This is a genomic window from Pseudomonas sp. FR229a (genome assembly GCF_030209115.1).
GTDB lineage: Bacteria > Pseudomonadota > Gammaproteobacteria > Pseudomonadales > Pseudomonadaceae > Aquipseudomonas > Aquipseudomonas moraviensis_A.
The window spans coordinates 67,316-86,330 of sequence record NZ_JARVSP010000021.1; the positions used below are offsets into that span (position 1 = coordinate 67,316).

Sequence of the window (19,015 nt, forward strand, 5' to 3'; positions counted from 1 at the left end):
TCAGTCAGCATAGATGCTGAATGTGCTGGCCTCATCGCGAGCAGGCTCACTCCTACAGGGCGTCTCTACAATATTCAGAATTTCAGCGCAGCCGATTTCGCCGTCACTTCCGTGCCTTGCTGGCCGCTGGCGCTGATCAGTTGTACCTGAATCTTCTGCGTCGCCGGGAAGGTCTTGAAGACGTTCGCCAGATCCAGCGTGTTCAGCGCGCCCGGTGTGGCGCAGTTGAACTGGTAATGCGCATGGATTTCGCTGTGGTCGTGGTGATGCTCGTGACCGTCCTTGTCCGCTTCATCTTCGTCGTGATCGTCGGCGTCCGGCTTGTCGCCGAACAGCGGGCTTTCCAGTTCCTGGCTGACCACTTTGCAACCGGCCGCAGCGGGCAGACTGAACAGCGCCAATGGTTTTTCCAGCTGCGCCCGGGCGGCAGCGACTTTGGCCTTGTCCGCGTCCGACGTGGCCGCATGTTCGAAACCGACCAGGTTCATCGCCGGGCTTTCCAGTTCCAGCTCCAGGGTCTGACCGTCGAGCGCGGCATTCAGGCGACCCACACCATGCTCATGGGCGCCGAGGCTGCCGTGCTCATGGTCGTGATCGTGCTCATCAACCGCATGGGCAGCGGCCAGCGGCAACAGGGCAAACGGCAAAGCGAGCAGCAAACGACGCATGGCGGACTCCGAAAAATGAAAAGTTTGTTATGTGATCTTATAACGAAAGTGCGCAGAGTGTGCCCGTGCGCTTGGCGTTGCACAAGTCCCGTGGGAGCATGCAGGTCAGAAAAATGCAGGAGCGAACTCGATGTTGCGGATACGCGGAACGGTCGGCGAGGTGCCGGTGGATTTGACGGTGGAGCTGGATGACAGCGATTGGGCGAGGCTCGGTTCGGCGCTGAGCGGGCAGGCGCCGGTTGCGCAGTCTGAGGCGGTTGCGCCAGCTCCGGCGGCGAACCCGGTGAATCAGGACGATGCGCTGTGGCAAGTGGCCAAAGACTTGCTGCGCAAGGCCGGGCAACTCAGTGGACCGGATCTGCTCGATCAACTGGAAGCGCTGACTGGCAGTGCGGCGGCGGGCAAGCGTTTGCTCGTGCGCTTGCGCCACAGTTCCGATGTGAAAGTGGCGAGCGGCGGGGATACGCCGCTCTACAGCTGGATCGAGTGAACCGCTAAAGATCGCAGCCTTCGGCAGCTCCTACAGAATCAGCGTTCCTCCGCAAAAACCGCGGTGAACACGATCCGATGTAGGAGCTGCCGCAGGCTGCGATCTTTTGCTCTCAATAAAGCGCAGCAAACATCTTGCGGCGATACACCGTCACCAACGGGTGATCATTGCCCAGCAGCTCGAACACCTGCAGCAAGGTCTTGTGCGGCAAGCCTTCGCCATAGTTGCGGTTGCGGATGAACAGTTTGAGCAGGGCGTCCAGCGCCGCTTCGTATTGCTGGCGTGCCAGTTGCTGGATCGCCAGTTGATACACCGCTTCATCGTCCTGCGGATTTTGCGCCAGGCGGCTCTTCAGGTCGGCGGCGTCCGGCAGGTCCCGGGCGAGGCCGAGAAACTGGATCTGCGCCTTGGCCCCAGCGAGTGCGGCTTTGTGCTCATCGCTCTTGACCGCGTCGAGCACGGTTTGCGCTTCGCCCAGCTCACCGCGTTCGGTCAGGCAGCGTGCGTAAAGGATCAGCGCCCTGGCGTTGGTATTGTCTTCATTGAGCAGGGCGACCAGCGCCGCTTCGGCCTCGGCGAAACGACCGTCGTCGAACATCGCCTGAGCCTGTTCGAACGGGTCGGCAGCAGCCGGTGGCGGCATTTGCACATGCGGTTCGAGCAGGGCGCGCACGGCAGATTCCGGTTGAGCGCCGGCAAAGCCATCGACCGGCTGACCGTCCTTGAACAGCACCACGGTCGGCAGGCTGCGAATGCCGAAGCGGGCGACGATGTCCTGCTCGATGTCGCAATTGACCTTGGCCAGCAGCAGCTCGCCCTGATAGCTCTCGGCAATGCCTTGCAGCATCGGCATCAACGCCTTGCACGGCGCACACCATTCGGCCCAGAAATCCACCAGCACCGGCTTGTTGAAGGAGGCTTCGATCACCGACTGGTCGAAATCGGCAGTCGTGGCGTCGAAGATGTACGGCGTTTGCTGACTCATGGGGGATCTCTCTAAGCGTCAATGAACGCACTATAAGGGGTGGCGCAAAAGATCGCAGCCTTCGGCAGCTCCTACATGGGAACGCTATCCAGAGTAGGAGCTGCCGAAGGCTGCGATCTTTTGGCGGCGTCAGTCACGCCGCGCATGGTAGAGGCTGACATGTCGGAATTCTTCCGGCTCCGCCAGATCCGGCAAGGTCATCGCCTCGAGCATTTCAATCCGCTCATACAGCGGATGACGAAAATCGCGCACCCGCGAATCCGCCACCAGCGCCTCGCGCCCTCGACTGAGAAACGCATCGAGCAGCGGCAGATTGGCCCGGTCGTACAACACGTCGGCGACCAGAATCAGATCGAAGCGATCGGCCTCGGCAAAGAAATCCGTCGAGTAGTTCATCTGCACATCATTGAGCTCGGCATTCGCCCGGCACGCGGCGATCGCCAACGGATCGAGATCGCAGGCCACCACTTCCAGCGCGCCGGCCTTCACCGCCGCGATCCCGGCAATCCCGGAACCGGCGCCGAAATCCAGCACGCGTTTGCCCCGCACCCAGTCGGGGAACCGCGCCAGATAGCGCGCCACCGCCAGACCGCTGGCCCAGCAAAAACTCCAATAGGGCGGTTCATGCAGGATGCGCTGGGTTTCTTCCTGGCTGAACTCGCGCGCCATGTTATCGCCGTCGATCAGCCACAGCTGCAAATCGGTGCCGGGCAACGCGCAGGCTTTCAGTCTGGCGTCGCCGAGCAATTCGCCCAAGGCCTGTTGCAGGTCGAGCGGTCCCTTCATGGCGCTTTGACGAATTGCAGCTGGCCCAAAGCCTGAGTGGTCGGTTGGGTGATGGTCTGCGACGGCAGGTGCAGAATCAGTTGCCCGGACTGGCTGGCGCGCCCACGCAGTTCAACCCGTGCGCCGGCCGGAAACGCCTCAGGGTTGAAGCGCAGGTGAAACGGCAGGATCTGGTTGTTGCCGATCAGGCTGGAACTGGCGAGCAGTTGCTGCGGGCGGTCCTTTTCGTCGATCACCAGCAGCGCCAGTTCGACTTCGGCGCCGGCCGGCAGGCCTTGCAGGGTGCCGCTCAGTTCGCGCTGATGCGCCGGCAGCGGGCCGAGTTCGGCGGCTTCCTTGGCTTTTTTCTGCGCCTGCTGCGGCGCAGGGCCTGGCGTCGGCGGTTGCGGCTTGGGTGCGTCGCTGCCACAGGCCACCAGCAGGCTGAAAAGACTGAGCAAAACGAGCGGACGTAACGGCATTGGAGGCTCCGGCAGAATGAATTCCATGGATCAGACGATCATGCCGTTCTGTATACCGTAAAGCCTATGGCTTGTCTTGCCACGGGGATGCGCTACCATGGCCCTCCCATTTTTTGTTGCCAGCCACCATGCACTGTCCCTTCTGCGGTGCCAACGACACCAAGGTCATCGACTCGCGTCTGGTCGCCGAGGGCGAACAGGTGCGCCGCCGGCGTGAATGCCTGGCCTGCGGCGAACGTTTCACGACGTTCGAGACGGCCGAACTGGTGTTGCCGCGCCTGATCAAAACCGACGGCAGCCGCCAACCGTTCGACGAAGAAAAACTCCGCGCCGGCATGCAGCGCGCGCTGGAGAAACGTCCGGTGAGCGTCGAGCGCCTCGAATCCTCTCTGGTCCACATCAAGCACAAATTGCGCGCCACCGGCGAGCGCGAGGTCAAATCCCTCGTGGTCGGCGAACTGGTGATGGCCGAGCTGCAAAAACTCGATGAGGTCGCGTATATCCGTTTTGCCTCGGTGTACCGGCGCTTTCAGGACCTCAATGAATTCCGCGAAGAGATCGACCGCCTCGCCCGCGAACCGGTGAAAGAATGACCACCGCCGCCGAGCAGGCGATCCTCGACGCGCATTTCATGGCGCGCGCGCTGGAACTGGCGCGCAAGGGCCACTACACCACTCATCCCAATCCACGGGTCGGTTGTGTGCTGGTGCGCGACGGGCAGATTGTCGGCGAAGGCTGGCATGAGCGCGCAGGCGAACCCCATGCCGAAGTCCACGCCCTGCGCGCCGCCGGCGAGCAGTCCCGCGGCGCCACGGCGTACGTGACTCTCGAACCCTGCAGCCACCACGGGCGCACGCCGCCGTGCGCCGATGCCTTGGTGACCGCCGGCGTTGCCCGGGTCGTGGCGGCGATGCGTGATCCCAATCCACAGGTCGCCGGACGCGGTTTGCAGCGCTTGGCCGAGGCCGGTATCGCCACGCAAAGTGGTGTGCTGGAAGCGGAAGCGCGCAAGCTCAATCAAGGTTTTCTGAAACGCATGGAACACGGCTTGCCGTTCGTGCGGGTCAAGTTGGCCATGAGCCTCGACGGTCGCACAGCGATGGAAAGCGGCGAGAGCCAGTGGATCACCGGCCCGGCGGCGCGTTCTGCGGTGCAGCGGTTGCGTGCAGAAGCGGCGGTGGTGCTGACCGGCGCCGACACGGTGCTGGCCGATGGCGCACGGCTGACCGTGCGCGCTGACGAACTCGGTCTCGACAGCGAACAAACTGCGCTGGCCACGAGTCGTCCGCCGCTGCGCGTGCTCATTGACGGCCGCCTGCGGGTGCCGCTGGATGCGCCGTTCTTCAAGGCCGGGCCGGCGCTGGTCGCCACCTGTGTTGCGGTCGAAGAGCAATACGCCAACGGCCCGGAATGCCTGATCGTGCCGGGTGAAGACGGCCAGGTCGATCTGCATCGGTTGCTCATCGAACTGGCCAATCGTGGCACCAACGAGGTGCTGGTCGAGGCTGGTCCGCGTCTGGCCGGCGCCTTTGCGCAACTCGGTCTGGTCGACGAATTCGTGATCTTCATCGCCGGCAAGTTTCTCGGCTCCACGGCGCGTCCATTGCTCGACTGGCCGCTGGCGCAGATGAAGGACGCGCCGGAGCTGAAAATCACTGAAATTCGCGCGGTGGGCGATGACTGGCGAGTCACTGCAATCCCTGTCCCATCAGCCCGCGTATAATTCCCGGCCATCGCGTTAGCGCTGGCCCCCGTTCTCAAGGAGAACCCCATGTTCACCGGCATCATCGAATCCATCGGCAGTATCCGCGCACTGACCCCAAAGGGTGGTGATGTGCGGGTGCACGTCGCAACCGGCAAACTCGACCTGAGCGACGTCAAACTGGGCGACAGCATCGCGGTCAACGGCGTTTGCCTGACCGCCGTCGAGTTGCCCGGTGACGGCTTTGCCGCCGACGTCAGCCGCGAAACCCTCGATTGCACCGCCATGAATGACCTGAAAAGCGGCAGCCCGGTCAATCTTGAAAAAGCCCTGACCCCGACCACTCGTCTCGGCGGGCATCTGGTCAGCGGTCACGTCGATGGTGTCGGCGAAGTGGTCTCGCGCAGTGACAATGCCCGCGCCGTGGAATTTCGCATCCGCGCGCCGAAGGAACTGGCCAAGTACATCGCCCATAAAGGCTCGATCACCGTCGACGGCACCAGCCTGACCGTGAACGAAGTCGATGGCGCCGAATTCATGCTGACGATCATTCCGCACACCTTGAGCGAAACCATCATGGCTGCGTACAAGCCGGGCCGCCGGGTGAACCTGGAAGTCGACCTGCTGGCGCGTTATCTGGAGCGTTTGCTGCTGGGCGACAAAGCCGCTGAGAAGACCGCCGGCAGCACCATCACCGAAAGCTTTCTGGCCCAAAACGGCTACCTCAAATAATTTAAAAGAAGGGGGTGCCTTGTGGCGCTCAATAGCATCGAAGAACTGGTTGAAGACATCCGCCAAGGCAAGATGGTCATCCTCATGGATGACGAAGACCGCGAGAACGAAGGCGATCTGATCATGGCCGCCGAATGCTGCCAGGCCGAACACATCAACTTCATGGCCAAGCACGCCCGTGGCCTGATCTGCATGCCGATGAGCCGCGAGCGTTGCGAATTGTTGAAGCTGCCGCTGATGGCGCCGCGCAACGGTTCCGGTTTCGGCACCAAGTTCACCGTATCGATCGAAGCCGCCGAGGGCGTGACTACCGGTATTTCCGCTGCGGATCGCGCGCGCACCGTGCAAGCGGCTGCCGCCAAAGACGCCAAGGCTGAAGACATCGTCAGCCCGGGCCACATTTTTCCGCTGATGGCCCAGGCCGGCGGCACCCTCGCGCGCGCCGGCCACACTGAAGCCGCTTGCGACCTGGCGCGCATGGCCGGTTTCGAGCCGAGCGGAGTGATCTGCGAAGTGATGAACGACGACGGCACCATGTCCCGTCGCGCTGAACTTGAAGCATTCGCCGCTGAACACAACATCAAGATCGGCACCATCGCCGACCTGATTCACTACCGGATGATCCACGAACGTACCGTTCAGCGGATTGCCGAGCAGCCGCTGGACAGCGAACTGGGCCAATTCAACCTGGTGACCTATCGTGATTCGGTGGAAGGCGACGTGCACATGGCCCTGACGCTGGGCACTGTCTGCGCCGAAGAGCCGACCCTGGTTCGCGTGCACAACATGGACCCGCTGCGCGACCTGTTGATGGTCAAGCAACCGGGCCGCTGGAGCCTGCGCGCCGCCATGGCTGCGGTCGCCGAGGCCGGCAGCGGTGTGGTGCTGTTGCTCGGTCACCCGCTCGATGGCGACGTGTTGCTGGCGCATATCCGTGAAACCGGTGAGCAGGCAGCGCCGAAAAAACCGACCACCTACAGCATTGTCGGTGCCGGTTCGCAGATCCTGCGTGACCTCGGCGTGCGCAAAATGCGCTTGATGTCGGCACCGATGAAGTTCAATGCGATATCCGGTTTCGATCTGGAAGTTGTAGAATACGTGCCCTCCGAATAATGACCCGGTGAATTCGGCATTGTTGACGTAGATCGATTGTGGCGAGGGAGATTGCTCGCCACAGGTTCATCATCGAGCAGCAATGCGGTGTTTCCGGCCATGAAATCGCGGCTTATATCACTGAGGGATGCGTACGAGACGCGTCCCGGCTCTTTAAGAGAACTGACGAATGACCCTGAAGACCATCGAAGGTACCTTCATCGCCCCTAAAGGCCGCTACGCTCTGGTAGTGGGCCGTTTCAACAGCTTCGTGGTTGAAAGCCTGGTCAGCGGTGCCGTTGATGCCCTGGTTCGCCACGGCGTGAGCGAAGGCGACATCACCATCATCCGCGCACCGGGCGCCTTCGAAATCCCGCTGGTTGCGCAGAAAGTCGCCCAGAAAGGCGAGTTCGCAGCCATCATCGCCCTCGGCGCGGTCATTCGTGGCGGTACTCCGCACTTCGAATACGTGGCTGGCGAGTGCACCAAAGGCCTGGCCCAGGTCTCCATGGAGTTCGGCGTACCGGTCGCGTTTGGCGTACTGACCGTTGATTCCATCGAGCAAGCCATCGAGCGTTCCGGCACCAAGGCCGGTAACAAAGGTGCCGAAGCTGCCCTGTCCGCTCTGGAAATGGTCAGCCTGCTGGCGCAGTTGGAGGCCAAGTGATTAGCGACGAAAGCGATCGTTTCAACCCGCGCGATCCGAAACCTGCGGATGCCGGCAAGCCGTCGAAAAGCGCCAAGCGTCGCGAAGCCCGTCAGCTCGCGACTCAGGCGCTGTACCAATGGCACATGGCCAAGCAATCGCTGAACGAGATCGAAGCGCAGTTTCGCGTTGATAACGATTTCACCGATGTCGACGGTGCCTACTTCCGCGAAATCCTTCACGGGGTTCCGCAGTTCAAGACCGAAATCGACACCGCCCTGACGCCGTGCCTGGATCTGACGATCGAAGAGCTGGACCCGGTTGAACTGGCGGTTCTGCGCCTGTCGACCTGGGAGCTGCTCAAGCGTGTCGACGTGCCGTACCGCGTTGTGATCAACGAAGGTATCGAGCTGGCCAAAGTGTTCGGTTCGACCGACGGCCACAAGTTCGTCAACGGCGTGCTCGACAAGCTGGCCCCGCGCCTGCGTGAAGCTGAAGTGAAGGCGTTCAAGCGCTGATCGGCGCTTGAATACTTTTTCTCGGCCATGGGCGAGTTTGAGCTGATCCGCAATTTCTTCGCCGCCGCGCCTTGTGCGCAGGGCGGCGAGGGCGTTGCTTTGGGGATCGGCGACGACTGCGCCTTGCTGGCAGTTCCCGCAGGGGAACAGCTGGCCGTTTCCACCGATACGCTGGTGGCCGGTGTGCATTTCGCCGACCCCTGCGATCCGTTTCTGCTCGGTCAGCGTTCGCTGGCCGTCGCGGTCAGCGATCTGGCCGCCATGGGTGCCGCGCCCGTTGCCTTTACTCTTGCCCTGACTTTACCGACGGTGACTGCCGATTGGCTGCAAGCCTACGCCCGTGGTTTGAACCAGATGGCGCAAGGCTGCGGCTTGGCACTGGTCGGCGGTGATACTACGCGCGGGCCGTTGAGCCTGACGGTCACCGTGTTCGGCCGCGTACCTGCAGGGCAGGCGTTGACCCGCAGCGGCGCGCAGTCCGGTGATCTGCTCTGTGTCGGTGGCGAACTGGGCAATGCGGCCGGCGCCTTGCCGTTGGTGCTGGGCCAGCGTGATGCCGCGCCCGAGGTCGGCCAGCCGCTGCTCGATCATTACTGGTCACCACAGCCGCAACTGGCGCTCGGTCAGGCTCTGCGCGGCAAGGCCACGGCGGCGCTGGACATCTCCGACGGCCTGCTCGCCGATTGCGGGCATATCGCGCTGGCCTCCGGGGTGCGACTTGAAATTGAACGCGAGCGCGTACCGTTGTCGGATGCTTTAGTCGCGTTTCTCGGTCAGCGCGGTGCCGAGCGCGCGGCATTGAGCGGGGGCGACGACTACGTGCTGGCCTTCACCTTGCCGTCCGCCGCGTTGCCGGCACTGCTGGGCGATGGCTGGCCGATCCATGTGATCGGGCGCGTGGCGTCGGGCCAGGGCGTGGTCCTGCTGGATCGCGACGGGCGCGACATCACTCCGCAAATCCGCGGCTACCAACACTTTCAGGAGACACCGTGACAGATCACCCGAAACAGGTCCCTGCCGAATTCGTGCCTCCTTCGGTCTGGCGCAATCCGTGGCATTTCCTCGCGTTCGGCTTCGGCTCCGGCACCTTGCCCAAAGCGCCGGGCACGTGGGGCTCGCTGGTGGCGCTGCCGTTCATTCCGTTGTGGCAGATGCTGCCCGACTGGGGTTACTGGCTGATGCTCGGCATCACCATGCTGTTCGGCTTCTGGCTGTGCGGCAAAGTCGCTGACGACCTGCGCGTGCATGACCACGAAGGCATCGTCTGGGACGAAATGGTCGGCATGTGGATCACCCTGTGGCTGGTGCCGGAAGGCTGGTACTGGTTGCTCGCGGGTTTTCTGGTATTCCGCTTCTTCGATATTCTCAAGCCGTGGCCGATCCGCTGGATCGACAAGCATGTGCATGGCGGCGTCGGCATCATGCTCGACGACGTGCTCGCCGGTGTCTTCGCCTGGCTGGCGATGCAAGGGCTGGTCTGGGTATTCGCCTGATTCGATTCACGTGAGGAAACAAGCAATGCTGCGACGCGGGTTGGCCCTGCTGGTTCTGGCTCTGCTGGGCACGTTCGCCCATGCGCACGCCGCCTCGCCTGTACCCGCGGTCATCCATCTGGCCAGCGAAGACTGGGAAGACTACACCGCCGCCGATGGCCATGGTCTGGCCTGGGACGTGCTGCGCAAAGTCTTCGAGCCGGCCGGGGTGAAGCTGGATATCCGGACGGTGCCGTACACCCGTTCGATCGGGCTGGTGCAGTTGAAGGAAGTCGACGCGCAGGTCGGCTCCTACCGCGACGAAGCCGAGCACGTGTTGTACCCGCAATGGAATTTCGACTCCGATCACGTTTACGCACTTGGCCTGGCCAGCAGCCCGCCACCGACTCAGGCAACCTTGGGCAAATACCGCCTGGCCTGGGTGCGCGGCTACCGCTACGACAACTACCTGCCGAACATCAAACGCTTCAACCAGATCGAACGGCGCACCGGCATTCTGCTGATGCTCAAGCAGGGGCGGGCCGACTACTACATCGACGCGCTGACCGAGATTCAGGCGGTCATGCGCGATGCGGCGGATCCGGCGCAGTACCGTTATTCGCATCTGGCTGAATTGCCGCTGTTTCTCGGTTTCGCCGATACCCCACAGGCCCGGACGTTGATGGCGCTGTATGACCGGCGCATGGCGGAGCTGGTGAAGAGCGGAGAGTTGAAGGCGATCTTCGCGAAGTGGAAACAGCCGTATCCGTTCAACCCGAACTGAGGCCCAACACAAACCCCCTGTAGGAGTGAGCCTGCTCGCGATAGCGGACTGACATTCAGCAATGATGTCGTCTGATCAACCGCTATCGCGAGCAGGCTCACTCCTACAAGGAACCGATGCAGGGCAGTCTGTCATCAAACTTTTTGATCGTTATGCCCGATAATTCAGCCTAAGCGTCCACAGGAATCTGCTGTTACAATGCCGGCCTGCGAATTTTCAGTCTTCTAGATCAGGAGCACATCGGTGCCTGTCGTCTTCGTCGCCGCTTCCAAGCTGCCAACGCCTTTTGCGCAATTCACCATGCACGGCTTTCTCGATGAGAGCACCGGGCGTGAGCACGTCGTGCTGAGCCTCGGTGAAATTGCCGATGGCGCCCCGGTACTTGGCCGCCTGCACTCCGAATGCCTGACCGGCGATGCCTTGTTCAGCCAGCGCTGCGACTGCGGCTCGCAACTGGAAGCCGCGTTGCAGGCGATCGCCCGCGAAGGCCGTGGCGTGCTGCTGTATCTGCGTCAGGAAGGCCGCGGCATCGGGCTGCTGAACAAGATTCGCGCCTACGAGTTGCAGGACGGCGGCGCCGACACCGTGGAAGCCAACGAGCGTCTGGGCTTTGCCGCCGATCAGCGTGATTACGCCATGTGCCTGCCGATGCTCGAGCATTTGGGCGTGAAATCCCTGCGTTTGATGACCAACAACCCGCGCAAGGTCAAAGCGCTGACCGACATGGGCATCGTCGTCGCCGAACGCGTGCCGCTGCACACCGGCCACAATCCGCACAACAAACTCTACCTGGCCACCAAGGCCAGCAAGCTCGACCACATGATGGGCAACGAGCATCAGGGCGAGGTCGACCGAGCGTGACTCGCGGCCAGGTGCGACGTCGGCTGTCGGTGGCCTGGTGGCAATACCTGGCGTTGGCCCTGTTGCCGCTGTTCGTGCTCAACGCGCTGTTTGGCGAAGGCCAGGGCCTGTTGCCAGTGTTGGCGATGCCCTTGTTCATCGCTGGCGTCGCCTCGATGTTTGTCAGTCTGAAATATTTCGCTCGCTACAAACACGCGCTGATCGCCACGCAAAAAGCCCTCGATACTGCCGATGAACCCGCTGCGTGGATCGCCTTGGCGGCGCGTCGGCGCGCAGCGTTGCTGGTGGCATCTTTGCCGGCGTGGATCGGCGCACTGGCGGTATTCGTCGGCCTCGAAGCCGTGCCGTTGATGCTGCTGGCGCTGTCCACCGCCGTGCTGTTCTACCTCTACCGAATCCCGCGTCAACTCGGTTGATGCGTCGCCTGTGGCTGGCGGTTCTGCTGCTCGCCCTGAGTAGCCCGGCGCTGGCCGGATTGCGGGTAGTCAGCCTCGCGCCGTCGCTGACTGAAATTGTCGTTGAACTGGATTCCGCCGATCTGCTGGTCGGCGTGCTGGATGCGGGCGAGCGTCCGGCGGCGATTGCTGATGTTCCGTCCGTGGGCCGCTATGGCCAGCTCGACATGGAGCGCTTGCTCAGTCTCAAACCGGATCTGCTCTTGCTCTGGCCCGGCAGCGTTGGCGCAGGGCAGCGCGATCAGCTCAAGCGCCTGAACATTCCCACCTTCATCGCCGAGCCGCATACGTTGACGCAACTCGCCGCGCAGATCGAAGCCATTGCCGAACAGCTCGGGCGTCCTGAACGTGGGGCGAAACGGGCGGCCGAATTGCGCGCGCAGCTGGAGGGTATGCGTCAGCGTTATCAGCGTGATGTACCGTTGCGTGTGTTCTATCAGGTCTGGGACAAGCCGCTGTACACCGTCGGAGGCGGACAGATCATCAGCGATGCACTTGAAGTGTGCGGCGCACGCAATGTGTTCGCCGACTTGAATCTGCCGGCGCCGCAGGTGAGCATCGAGGCAGTGTTGCAGCGAGATCCCGAGGTGATTGTTGCCAGTGATCAGGCCCAGCTAGGGGCGTGGAGGGTCTGGCCGCAGGTGGCGGCGGTCAGGCAGGGGAGGCTGCTATTGGTCACTGACAAAGGCCTCGAACGACCGAGCGGGCAGATGATCAGCGCGACTGCCACGCTTTGCCAATTGATCGCGCCGGATCGGTAGATCGTATCGCCTGTATTCGCGAGCAGGCTCGCTCCCACACTGGACTTGCGGTGAAAGCAAAATGTGGCCGCACTCAATCTACTGTGGGAGCGAGCCTGCTCGCGAAGGGGCCAGCCCGCCAATAAAAATCTCAGCTCAGAGTTCAGGGGTCCAGGTCACCCCGAACATCCACGCCCGACCTTCTTCGCGATAGCCATACTGCGCGCCGTCATAGCTGTAATTCGCCCGGCTGTAACCCTTGTCCAGCAGGTTGTCGACCTTCAGATCCAGCTTGATCTCACGGTTCAACGCCCAACTGCTGCGCAGCCCGAGCGTGCCGTAGCCGCCCAGCGATTGGGTGTTGTTCAGATCATCGTAACTGCCGCTGACCAATTGCCAACTGGCGCCGAGCCCCAAACGATCGAACTGCCGATCCACATCCCAACTGGCTGTGCGCCGCGCCCGTCGCGCCAGGGTGTGGCCGGTATCGCGATCGCGCGGATCAATGATCGCCACGCCAAGATTGCTCTGCCAGCCGAACAGCTCATGCTTGAGCGTCGCTTCGAAGCCATTGATCCGCGCCGACGCAACGTTCTGCGGGCGTGAGTTGCTGCCGAAGATGATCGCGTCTTCCAGATCGGTGCGGTAAATCGAGGCTTCCAGCCGCGCGCTGTCGCTCAACTGGCTACGCCATTGCAGTTCGTAGCTTTTCGAGGTCTCCGGTTTCAGGTCGGGATTGCTGAAATTCGGGTAGTACAGGTCGTTGAAGGTCGGCGCGCGGAAACCTTCGCTGTAGCTCAGCAGCAAATCGTTATCCGAATTCAGGGGGAGGGTGAAGGTGCCGCTCCAGGTGTTCTGGGTACCGAACTGTTGGTTGTCGTCGTGGCGCAGGCCGATCTCGGTGGAGAAACTGTCCGCCTGATAACGATGCTGGATAAAGGCTGCGCGGTTCCAGCGGCTGTCCTCGTCAAACGCAGTGCTGCTGTTGATCCGGTCTTCGTACCAGTCACCACCGAGGATCAGGCTGTTGCGCGCGTCGAGCGTCAGGTCGTTCTGCCAGTTCACTGAGTCGCGATAGGTGTTGAACACCGTGCGCTCGTCGCTGAGCTTGTCGAAAGTCTTCTCGCGGTTTTCGCTGTGGCCGAATTCGACGCGGGTTTTCCAGGTTTCGTTGACCCGCGCATCGATGTAACTGCTTACGCTACTGATATTGAAGTCGCTGTACGGCTGCTGTTGCACAGACTCGAACGTGTCCATATCGAAGCGGCCGAACGGGTTGTCGAATTCGCTCCTGCCACGGTTATCCAGCAGATTGGCGCCGACTTCGATGTCCTCGTTCAGCGCGTGGCTGAGGCTCAGGCTGAGGGATTTGTTGCGGTAGGCGTCATGATCGCCATCGCTTGGAAACGAGTCGTGCGTGCGGTCGATCCCGGCGCTTTCGTCGAGGCTGGCACCGAGGTTGAAACGGGTTTTGTCGTCACCGCCGGACAAACCGAGGCTGCGCTGCCAAGTCTGCTGGCTGCCGAAGCCGAGGTGCAGGCGTGGCTGCAAGCCTTGCCCAGTGCCGCGCCGGGTGAAAATCTGGATCACCCCGCCAATTGCATCGCTGCCATAAATCACCGAGCGCGAGCCGCGCAGCACTTCGACGCGCTCGATCTGCTCGATGTTCAGGTGCTGCAGATTGCTGTCGCCGGAAGTCGAGTTGCCGATGCGCTGGCCATCGACCAGCACCAGACTCTGCGCCGACTGCGTGCCGCGGATGTAGATCCCCGGCAGACTGCCGCGCCCGCCGGTCTGCGCCACTTGCACGCCGGGCACGCGACGCAGCAGATCCGGCACGTCGCTTGGTTGCAGGCGATCAATGTCTTCACGGGTGAACACGGTGTTGGCGGCGCTGCTGTCGTTGCGCGCCTCGACCTGACGATTGGCGCTGATCAGTGTGTCCGGCAGCTTCAGCGCCTGATCACGTTCGAAGGTGTCGGCGACAGCGCTGGCGCTGGGTAGTAGGAGAAAGGGCAGGGCGAGGCGCGAGAGGTTCATGGCAATCTATGGTCTTTGCAAAACCATGTAGGAGCTGCCGAAGGCTGCGATCTTTTGATTTTGCTTTTTAAAGGTTCCGGAGCTGCCGAAGAGCAAGATCAAAAGATCGCAGCCTTCGGCAGCTCCTACAAGGGATTGCGTCAGCTGTTGAGCAATGCCAGTCGCTGGCGAATCGACGCTTCGATCCCGGCCTCATCCAGCCCGCACTCGGCGAGCATCTGCGCCGGTTTCGCATGCTCGACGTAGATATCCGGCAAGCCCAGATGCAGCATCGACTTGAGGATGTTCTCGCGGGCGAGAAACTCGCTGACCGCGCCACCGGCGCCGCCCATGATCGCGTTCTCTTCGATGGTCACGATCAGTTCGTGGCTACCGGCGATCTCGCGCACAAGCGCTTCATCCAGCGGTTTGACGAAACGCATGTCGACCACGGTAGCGTCGAGCTTCTCGGCGACTTTCAAGGCTTCGCTCAGTTGCACACCGAACACCAGCATGGCGACTTTGCTGCCTTGGCGACGGACGATGCCCTTGCCGATTTCGATTGCTTCGAGATCTTTTTCGATGACCGCATTCGGGCCGCTGCCGCGCGGATAACGCACCGCCGCCGGGCCGTTGTAGAGGTGGCCGGTGGTGAGCATTTTGCGCAGTTCGTTTTCATCGCTCGGGGTCATGATGAGCATGCCCGGGATGCAGCGCAGGTACGACAGGTCGAAGCTGCCGGCATGGGTCGGGCCGTCTTCGCCGACCAGACCGGCGCGGTCGATGGCGAACAGCACATCGAGGTTCTGCACCGCGACGTCGTGCACCAACTGGTCGTAACCGCGCTGCAGGAACGTCGAGTAGATTGCGACCACCGGTTTCGCGCCTTCGCAGGCCATGCCGGCGGCGAACGTCACCGCGTGTTGCTCGGCAATCGCCACGTCGAAATAACGCTCGGGGAAACGCTCGCTGAACGCCACCAGATCCGAGCCTTCCTTCATCGCCGGAGTGATGCCGACCAGGCGCGCGTCGGCCGCGGCCATGTCGCACAGCCACTCGCCGAACACCGCCGAATACTTCGGCCCGCTGGTGGCTTTTGGCGCGGCGGCCGGGGCGTCCAGTGGTTCGAGTTTGGTGATCGCGTGGTAACCGATCGGGTCGACTTCCGCCGGGGCGAAGCCTTTGCCTTTCTTGGTGACGATGTGCAGGAATTGCGGGCCTTTGAGATCGCGCATGTTGCGCAGGGTGGCGATCAAGGTTGGCAGATCGTGGCCGTCGATCGGGCCGATGTAGTTCCAGCCCAGCTCTTCGAACAGGGTGCCGGGGACCAGCATGCCCTTGGCATATTCTTCGGTGCGACGGGCGATTTCCCAGGCGCCGGGCAGGCGCGACAGGACTTTCTTGCTGCCCTCGCGCATGCTTGCGTAGGTGCGGCTGGAAAGGATCTTCGCCAGATAATTCGACAGCCCGCCGACGTTGCGCGAGATCGACATATCGTTGTCGTTGAGGATCACCAGCATGTTGGCGTTGACTTCCGGCGCATGGTTGAGCGCCTCGAACGCCATGCCGGCGGTCAGCGCACCGTCGCCGATCACCGCAATGGCCTTGCGATCGCTGTCCTGCAGGCGGGCGGCAATGGCCATGCCCAGCGCGGCGCTGATCGAGGTGCTGGAGTGGCCGACGCCAAAGGTGTCGTACTCGCTCTCGGAGCGACGCGGGAAAGCGGCGATGCCGTCTTTCTGACGCAGGCTGGCCATGCGCTCGCGGCGACCGGTGAGGATCTTGTGCGGATACGCCTGATGCCCGACGTCCCACAGCAGACGGTCGTCCGGAGTGTCGAAGACGTAATGCAGCGCGATGGTCAGCTCGATCACGCCCAGGCCGGCACCGAAATGCCCACCGGTCTGGCCGACCGTGTAGAGCAATTCCAGGCGCAACTCATCGGCCAGGGTTTCCAGCTCGGCTTCGCCTAACCGGCGCAGGCCGTCCGGCGTGTTCGCGCGGTCGAGCAGGGGCGTGGTCGGGCGCTTGCGGGGAATCTCATGAAACGTCGTGGGCATCAGGCGAATCGTTATAGGTATAAAAGATGCGGCAGTTTACCTGATGCATCGCCCCCTGCCCACGCGTTGGTATTTTTTGGCCGATACGCCGTCAGTTGCGTCGCTCGACGATATACCGGGCCAGCTCGCGCAACGGCTCGGCTGCCGCGTCAAACGGTCGCAGTGCCTGCAGGGCCTGGTCGCGCAGTTCCAAAGCGTAGGCCTTGGCAGCATCGAGGCCGAGCAGCGCCGGGTAGGTCGGCTTGTCCCGGGCAATGTCGGCGCCCTGGCGTTTGCCGAGGGTGGCGGTATCGCTTTCCACGTCGAGGATGTCGTCCTGCACCTGAAACGCCAAACCGATGGCCTGTGCATAAGTTTGCAAGGCCTGTAGCTGATCGGGCTGGGCGCGGCCGCTGGCCAGGGCGCCGAGCTTGACGCTGACTTCAATCAGCGCGCCGGTCTTGTGCCGGTGCATCTGTTCGAGGGCCTTCTGATCGAGTTTGAGACCGACCGAACCAAGATCGATGGCCTGGCCACCGACCATGCCCGCTGGACCGGCGGCCTGGGCCAGCGCGGTGACCATCTGCAGACGGATTTCGCTGCTGCAATCGCTCAGGCGCGGATCGAGCAGGGCGCTGAAGGCCAGGCTCTGCAGGCCGTCACCGGCGAGGATCGCGCAGGCTTCGTCGAATTTCTTGTGGGTGGTCGGCTGGCCGCGACGCAGATCGTCATCGTCCATGGCCGGCAGATCGTCATGCACCAGCGAGTAGGCATGGATCAACTCGACCGCACACGCCGCGCCGCTGGCCTGTTCGGCCTGACCACCGAGGGCTTCGCACGCGGCGTAAGCCAGCAACGGACGGACGCGTTTGCCGCCGTTCATCACGCTGTAGCGCATCGCTTCGTAGAGCCGCGCCAGTTCCGGCAACGGCGCGTTGAACAGGGTCTCCAGCGCCGCATTGACCCGGGCCTGACTGCTCGCCGAATAAGCCGCAATCATTCTGGCTCATCCGCGTCGAAGGGTTCCTCGGCGAGCTCGCCATCGCGCTCCAGCAGCACCTGCACTTTCTGCTCGGCCTGGGCCAGCGCCGCCTGGCAGTCCCGGGTCAGCCCGATGCCCTGCTCAAAAGCGGTCAGCGAGTCTTCCAGCGACAATTCACCGTTCTCCAGCCGCTCGACCAGTGTTTGCAGGTCGGCGAGGGATTGTTCGAAATCCAGTGCAGCTTTTTTGCGGGCCATGGCGGCAATTTCCGGTAGACGTTAAACCGGCGCGACACTAGCAGATAGGGGGGGTATGGGCAAATGAGGGGGCTGCGCAGACACCGCCAAGACCCGGATAGACGCTGTGGCGAGGGAGCTTGCTCCCGCTGGGTTGCGCAGCAACCCCAAAATCAGCCACCGCGATCAACAGGTGAACCGTGGTTGGCGGTCGGGGCCTGCTGCGCAGTCCAGCGGGAGCAAGCTCCCTCGCCACATGATTTTTGGTGACTCAGGACCATATAGGCTTATTCGGCTCATTTTGTGAGCCGAATAACTTCGCTATTCGGCTCACGCCCTCTCGAAAGCGCAATTCCTACAGCAATCACACATGTATCCGATTGTTAAAAAACTGCCGAATCGCTAATCTTCGCGGCTTCTACGGCCCGACAGTTGCGGGTCATTCAGACGAAACGCAGTTCACCGCTGTGAAGTACCGAGGATCGGGTGCAAGGTTTCGTTCAAGGCATGGCAGGAGGCGTCACATGCGTTCATTTCTTTTGCTGCTGATGGGCCTCGCCTGCGCGCCTGCGCTGTGGGCGGCGCCGACTGCAGAGTTGTCCGAGCCGGTCGGCGGCTGGCGTTATCACGGCTTGCTCGATCGCTCGGAAAATCCGCAGGTCGCCTACCCGACGCCGCCGATCGATCGCGGCATCCAGCGCAATCGCACGATGATCCAGGGCCAGCTCAAGGCCCTGGGGCACATGCGCCCGCCGCACAGCCTCGCCGTCAACGGCAATCCATTGAATCTGTACACCGACGATCAGGGGCGTTTCGCCCGGCCTTACGCATTCGGCGCCGGTTCCAACAGCGTCGAAGTGATCAGCGCCGAAGGCCAGTCGCTCAAGCGCGTGCAATTTTATGAAGCAAATAATCTGCGCACGCCGGCGCGGATTCGTCTTGTCTTGGGATGGGACGACCCGAAAGCCGAGCTGGATCTGCACATTGTCACACCCGACGGTCAGCATGCGTTCTGGTCGCGGCCAGCACTGAGCAATGGCGGCGGCCTCGACCCCGATGGCGTCGACGGCCCCGGCCCGGAAATGTTCACCATGACCGCGCCGCTGCACGGCACCTATCTGGTCTACGTCAACTATTGGGGCAACTACGGCGATGGCGGCTATAACTTCGAGGAGACCAGCAACCAGAACGAGGTGATCACCTCGCAGATCACTCTGGTGCTGAACGAAAACACCGTCGACGAAAAACGCGAAACCTTCATCGTGCCGCTGCGGGCGATCGGTGATCTGTTGCTGGTCAAGACTTTCAACTATTAAGCATCCCGCCACGGATGAACTCGGATGTTGT

At 62.3% G+C, this 19,015-nt stretch carries 22 protein-coding genes; 14 read left to right on the forward strand and 8 right to left on the reverse strand.

From position 1 onward, the window contains the following. Window positions 1-74: 74 nt before the first annotated feature. The gene (locus QRN33_RS16720; RefSeq protein WP_065615587.1) at window positions 75-668 is read right to left on the reverse strand and encodes a DUF2796 domain-containing protein; all 594 of its coding nucleotides are present in this window, start codon (window positions 666-668) and stop codon (window positions 75-77) included. 130 nt (window positions 669-798) lie between these two features. Here QRN33_RS16720 and QRN33_RS16725 point away from each other — a divergent pair, with 130 nt between their 5' ends. Further along, window positions 799-1,158, forward strand: coding sequence for a hypothetical protein (locus tag QRN33_RS16725; protein WP_285409382.1), 360 nt, complete (start codon window positions 799-801; stop codon window positions 1,156-1,158). Window positions 1,159-1,270: 112 nt separating this feature from the next. On the opposite strand, the gene trxA is transcribed toward QRN33_RS16725, so the two are convergent. From trxA to QRN33_RS16740, 3 genes are all read right to left on the reverse strand, one after another. Then, a complete protein-coding gene (gene trxA, locus QRN33_RS16730; RefSeq protein WP_042610625.1) occupies window positions 1,271-2,143 on the reverse strand; it encodes a thioredoxin in 873 nt (290 codons plus the stop codon). A gap of 129 nt (window positions 2,144-2,272) precedes the next feature. Next, window positions 2,273-2,929 carry a class I SAM-dependent methyltransferase gene (locus QRN33_RS16735; RefSeq protein WP_252875180.1) on the reverse strand — a complete coding sequence of 219 codons (657 nt, stop codon included), beginning with the start codon at window positions 2,927-2,929 and terminating at the stop codon, window positions 2,273-2,275. Further along, entirely contained in the window at window positions 2,926-3,390 is a 465-nt protein-coding gene (locus QRN33_RS16740) for a YbaY family lipoprotein (protein WP_285409383.1), read from the reverse strand. Before QRN33_RS16740 ends, QRN33_RS16735 begins: the two co-directional genes overlap by 4 nt. A gap of 128 nt (window positions 3,391-3,518) precedes the next feature. Here QRN33_RS16740 and nrdR point away from each other — a divergent pair, with 128 nt between their 5' ends. The 12 genes from nrdR (at window position 3,519) to QRN33_RS16800 (ending at window position 12,413) form a co-directional block, all read left to right on the forward strand. Beyond that, entirely contained in the window at window positions 3,519-3,983 is a 465-nt protein-coding gene (nrdR, locus tag QRN33_RS16745; RefSeq protein ID WP_003228656.1) for a transcriptional regulator NrdR, read from the forward strand. Beyond that, complete coding sequence (gene ribD, locus QRN33_RS16750; protein WP_285409384.1) at window positions 3,980-5,113, forward strand: bifunctional diaminohydroxyphosphoribosylaminopyrimidine deaminase/5-amino-6-(5-phosphoribosylamino)uracil reductase RibD; 1,134 nt, start codon at window positions 3,980-3,982, stop codon at window positions 5,111-5,113. Before nrdR ends, ribD begins: the two co-directional genes overlap by 4 nt. Window positions 5,114-5,161: 48 nt before the next feature. After that, window positions 5,162-5,824, forward strand: coding sequence for a riboflavin synthase (locus QRN33_RS16755; RefSeq protein ID WP_039761896.1), 663 nt, complete (start codon window positions 5,162-5,164; stop codon window positions 5,822-5,824). 21 nt (window positions 5,825-5,845) lie between these two features. After that, window positions 5,846-6,937: a bifunctional 3,4-dihydroxy-2-butanone-4-phosphate synthase/GTP cyclohydrolase II gene (gene ribBA, locus QRN33_RS16760; protein ID WP_039761895.1), complete on the forward strand. Its 1,092-nt coding sequence runs from the start codon at window positions 5,846-5,848 to the stop codon at window positions 6,935-6,937. Between the two features lie 169 nt (window positions 6,938-7,106). Further along, window positions 7,107-7,583: a 6,7-dimethyl-8-ribityllumazine synthase gene (ribH, locus tag QRN33_RS16765; protein WP_042610620.1), complete on the forward strand. Its 477-nt coding sequence runs from the start codon at window positions 7,107-7,109 to the stop codon at window positions 7,581-7,583. Then, window positions 7,580-8,080 carry a transcription antitermination factor NusB gene (gene nusB, locus QRN33_RS16770; RefSeq protein ID WP_042610619.1) on the forward strand — a complete coding sequence of 167 codons (501 nt, stop codon included), beginning with the start codon at window positions 7,580-7,582 and terminating at the stop codon, window positions 8,078-8,080. The genes ribH and nusB overlap by 4 nt, the downstream gene beginning before the upstream one ends. Before the next feature lie 27 nt (window positions 8,081-8,107). Further along, the gene (gene thiL, locus QRN33_RS16775) at window positions 8,108-9,073 is read left to right on the forward strand and encodes a thiamine-phosphate kinase (RefSeq protein ID WP_285409385.1); all 966 of its coding nucleotides are present in this window, start codon (window positions 8,108-8,110) and stop codon (window positions 9,071-9,073) included. After that, the gene (locus tag QRN33_RS16780) at window positions 9,070-9,573 is read left to right on the forward strand and encodes a phosphatidylglycerophosphatase A family protein (protein WP_039761886.1); all 504 of its coding nucleotides are present in this window, start codon (window positions 9,070-9,072) and stop codon (window positions 9,571-9,573) included. Before thiL ends, QRN33_RS16780 begins: the two co-directional genes overlap by 4 nt. Window positions 9,574-9,598: 25 nt before the next feature. Then, window positions 9,599-10,336 carry a substrate-binding periplasmic protein gene (locus tag QRN33_RS16785; RefSeq protein ID WP_285409386.1) on the forward strand — a complete coding sequence of 246 codons (738 nt, stop codon included), beginning with the start codon at window positions 9,599-9,601 and terminating at the stop codon, window positions 10,334-10,336. A 243-nt stretch (window positions 10,337-10,579) separates the two neighbouring features. Beyond that, a complete protein-coding gene (gene ribA / locus QRN33_RS16790) occupies window positions 10,580-11,197 on the forward strand; it encodes a GTP cyclohydrolase II (protein WP_024014485.1) in 618 nt (205 codons plus the stop codon). Then, window positions 11,194-11,613, forward strand: coding sequence for a hypothetical protein (locus QRN33_RS16795; protein WP_042610615.1), 420 nt, complete (start codon window positions 11,194-11,196; stop codon window positions 11,611-11,613). Before ribA ends, QRN33_RS16795 begins: the two co-directional genes overlap by 4 nt. Further along, entirely contained in the window at window positions 11,613-12,413 is an 801-nt protein-coding gene (locus QRN33_RS16800) for a cobalamin-binding protein (protein WP_285409387.1), read from the forward strand. The genes QRN33_RS16795 and QRN33_RS16800 overlap by 1 nt, the downstream gene beginning before the upstream one ends. A 135-nt stretch (window positions 12,414-12,548) precedes the next feature. Here QRN33_RS16800 and QRN33_RS16805 read toward each other — a convergent pair whose 3' ends face one another. The 4 genes from QRN33_RS16805 to QRN33_RS16820 all read right to left on the reverse strand — a co-directional run bounded on the left by QRN33_RS16805 (window position 12,549) and on the right by QRN33_RS16820 (window position 17,689). Further along, window positions 12,549-14,432, reverse strand: coding sequence for a TonB-dependent receptor domain-containing protein (locus QRN33_RS16805; protein ID WP_285409388.1), 1,884 nt, complete (start codon window positions 14,430-14,432; stop codon window positions 12,549-12,551). 140 nt (window positions 14,433-14,572) lie between these two features. Beyond that, a complete protein-coding gene (gene dxs / locus QRN33_RS16810) occupies window positions 14,573-16,471 on the reverse strand; it encodes a 1-deoxy-D-xylulose-5-phosphate synthase (RefSeq protein WP_123420063.1) in 1,899 nt (632 codons plus the stop codon). 91 nt (window positions 16,472-16,562) lie between these two features. Beyond that, a complete protein-coding gene (ispA, locus tag QRN33_RS16815; RefSeq protein WP_064364018.1) occupies window positions 16,563-17,450 on the reverse strand; it encodes a (2E,6E)-farnesyl diphosphate synthase in 888 nt (295 codons plus the stop codon). Continuing rightward, window positions 17,447-17,689 (reverse strand): exodeoxyribonuclease VII small subunit, encoded by a 243-nt coding sequence (locus QRN33_RS16820; RefSeq protein WP_016772991.1) that lies wholly within the window; start codon window positions 17,687-17,689, stop codon window positions 17,447-17,449. The genes ispA and QRN33_RS16820 overlap by 4 nt, the downstream gene beginning before the upstream one ends. A gap of 503 nt (window positions 17,690-18,192) precedes the next feature. On the opposite strand from QRN33_RS16820, the gene QRN33_RS16825 reads away from it, so the two are divergent. After that, window positions 18,193-18,984 (forward strand): YfaP family protein, encoded by a 792-nt coding sequence (locus QRN33_RS16825; protein WP_064364019.1) that lies wholly within the window; start codon window positions 18,193-18,195, stop codon window positions 18,982-18,984. Window positions 18,985-19,015 lie beyond the last annotated feature (31 nt).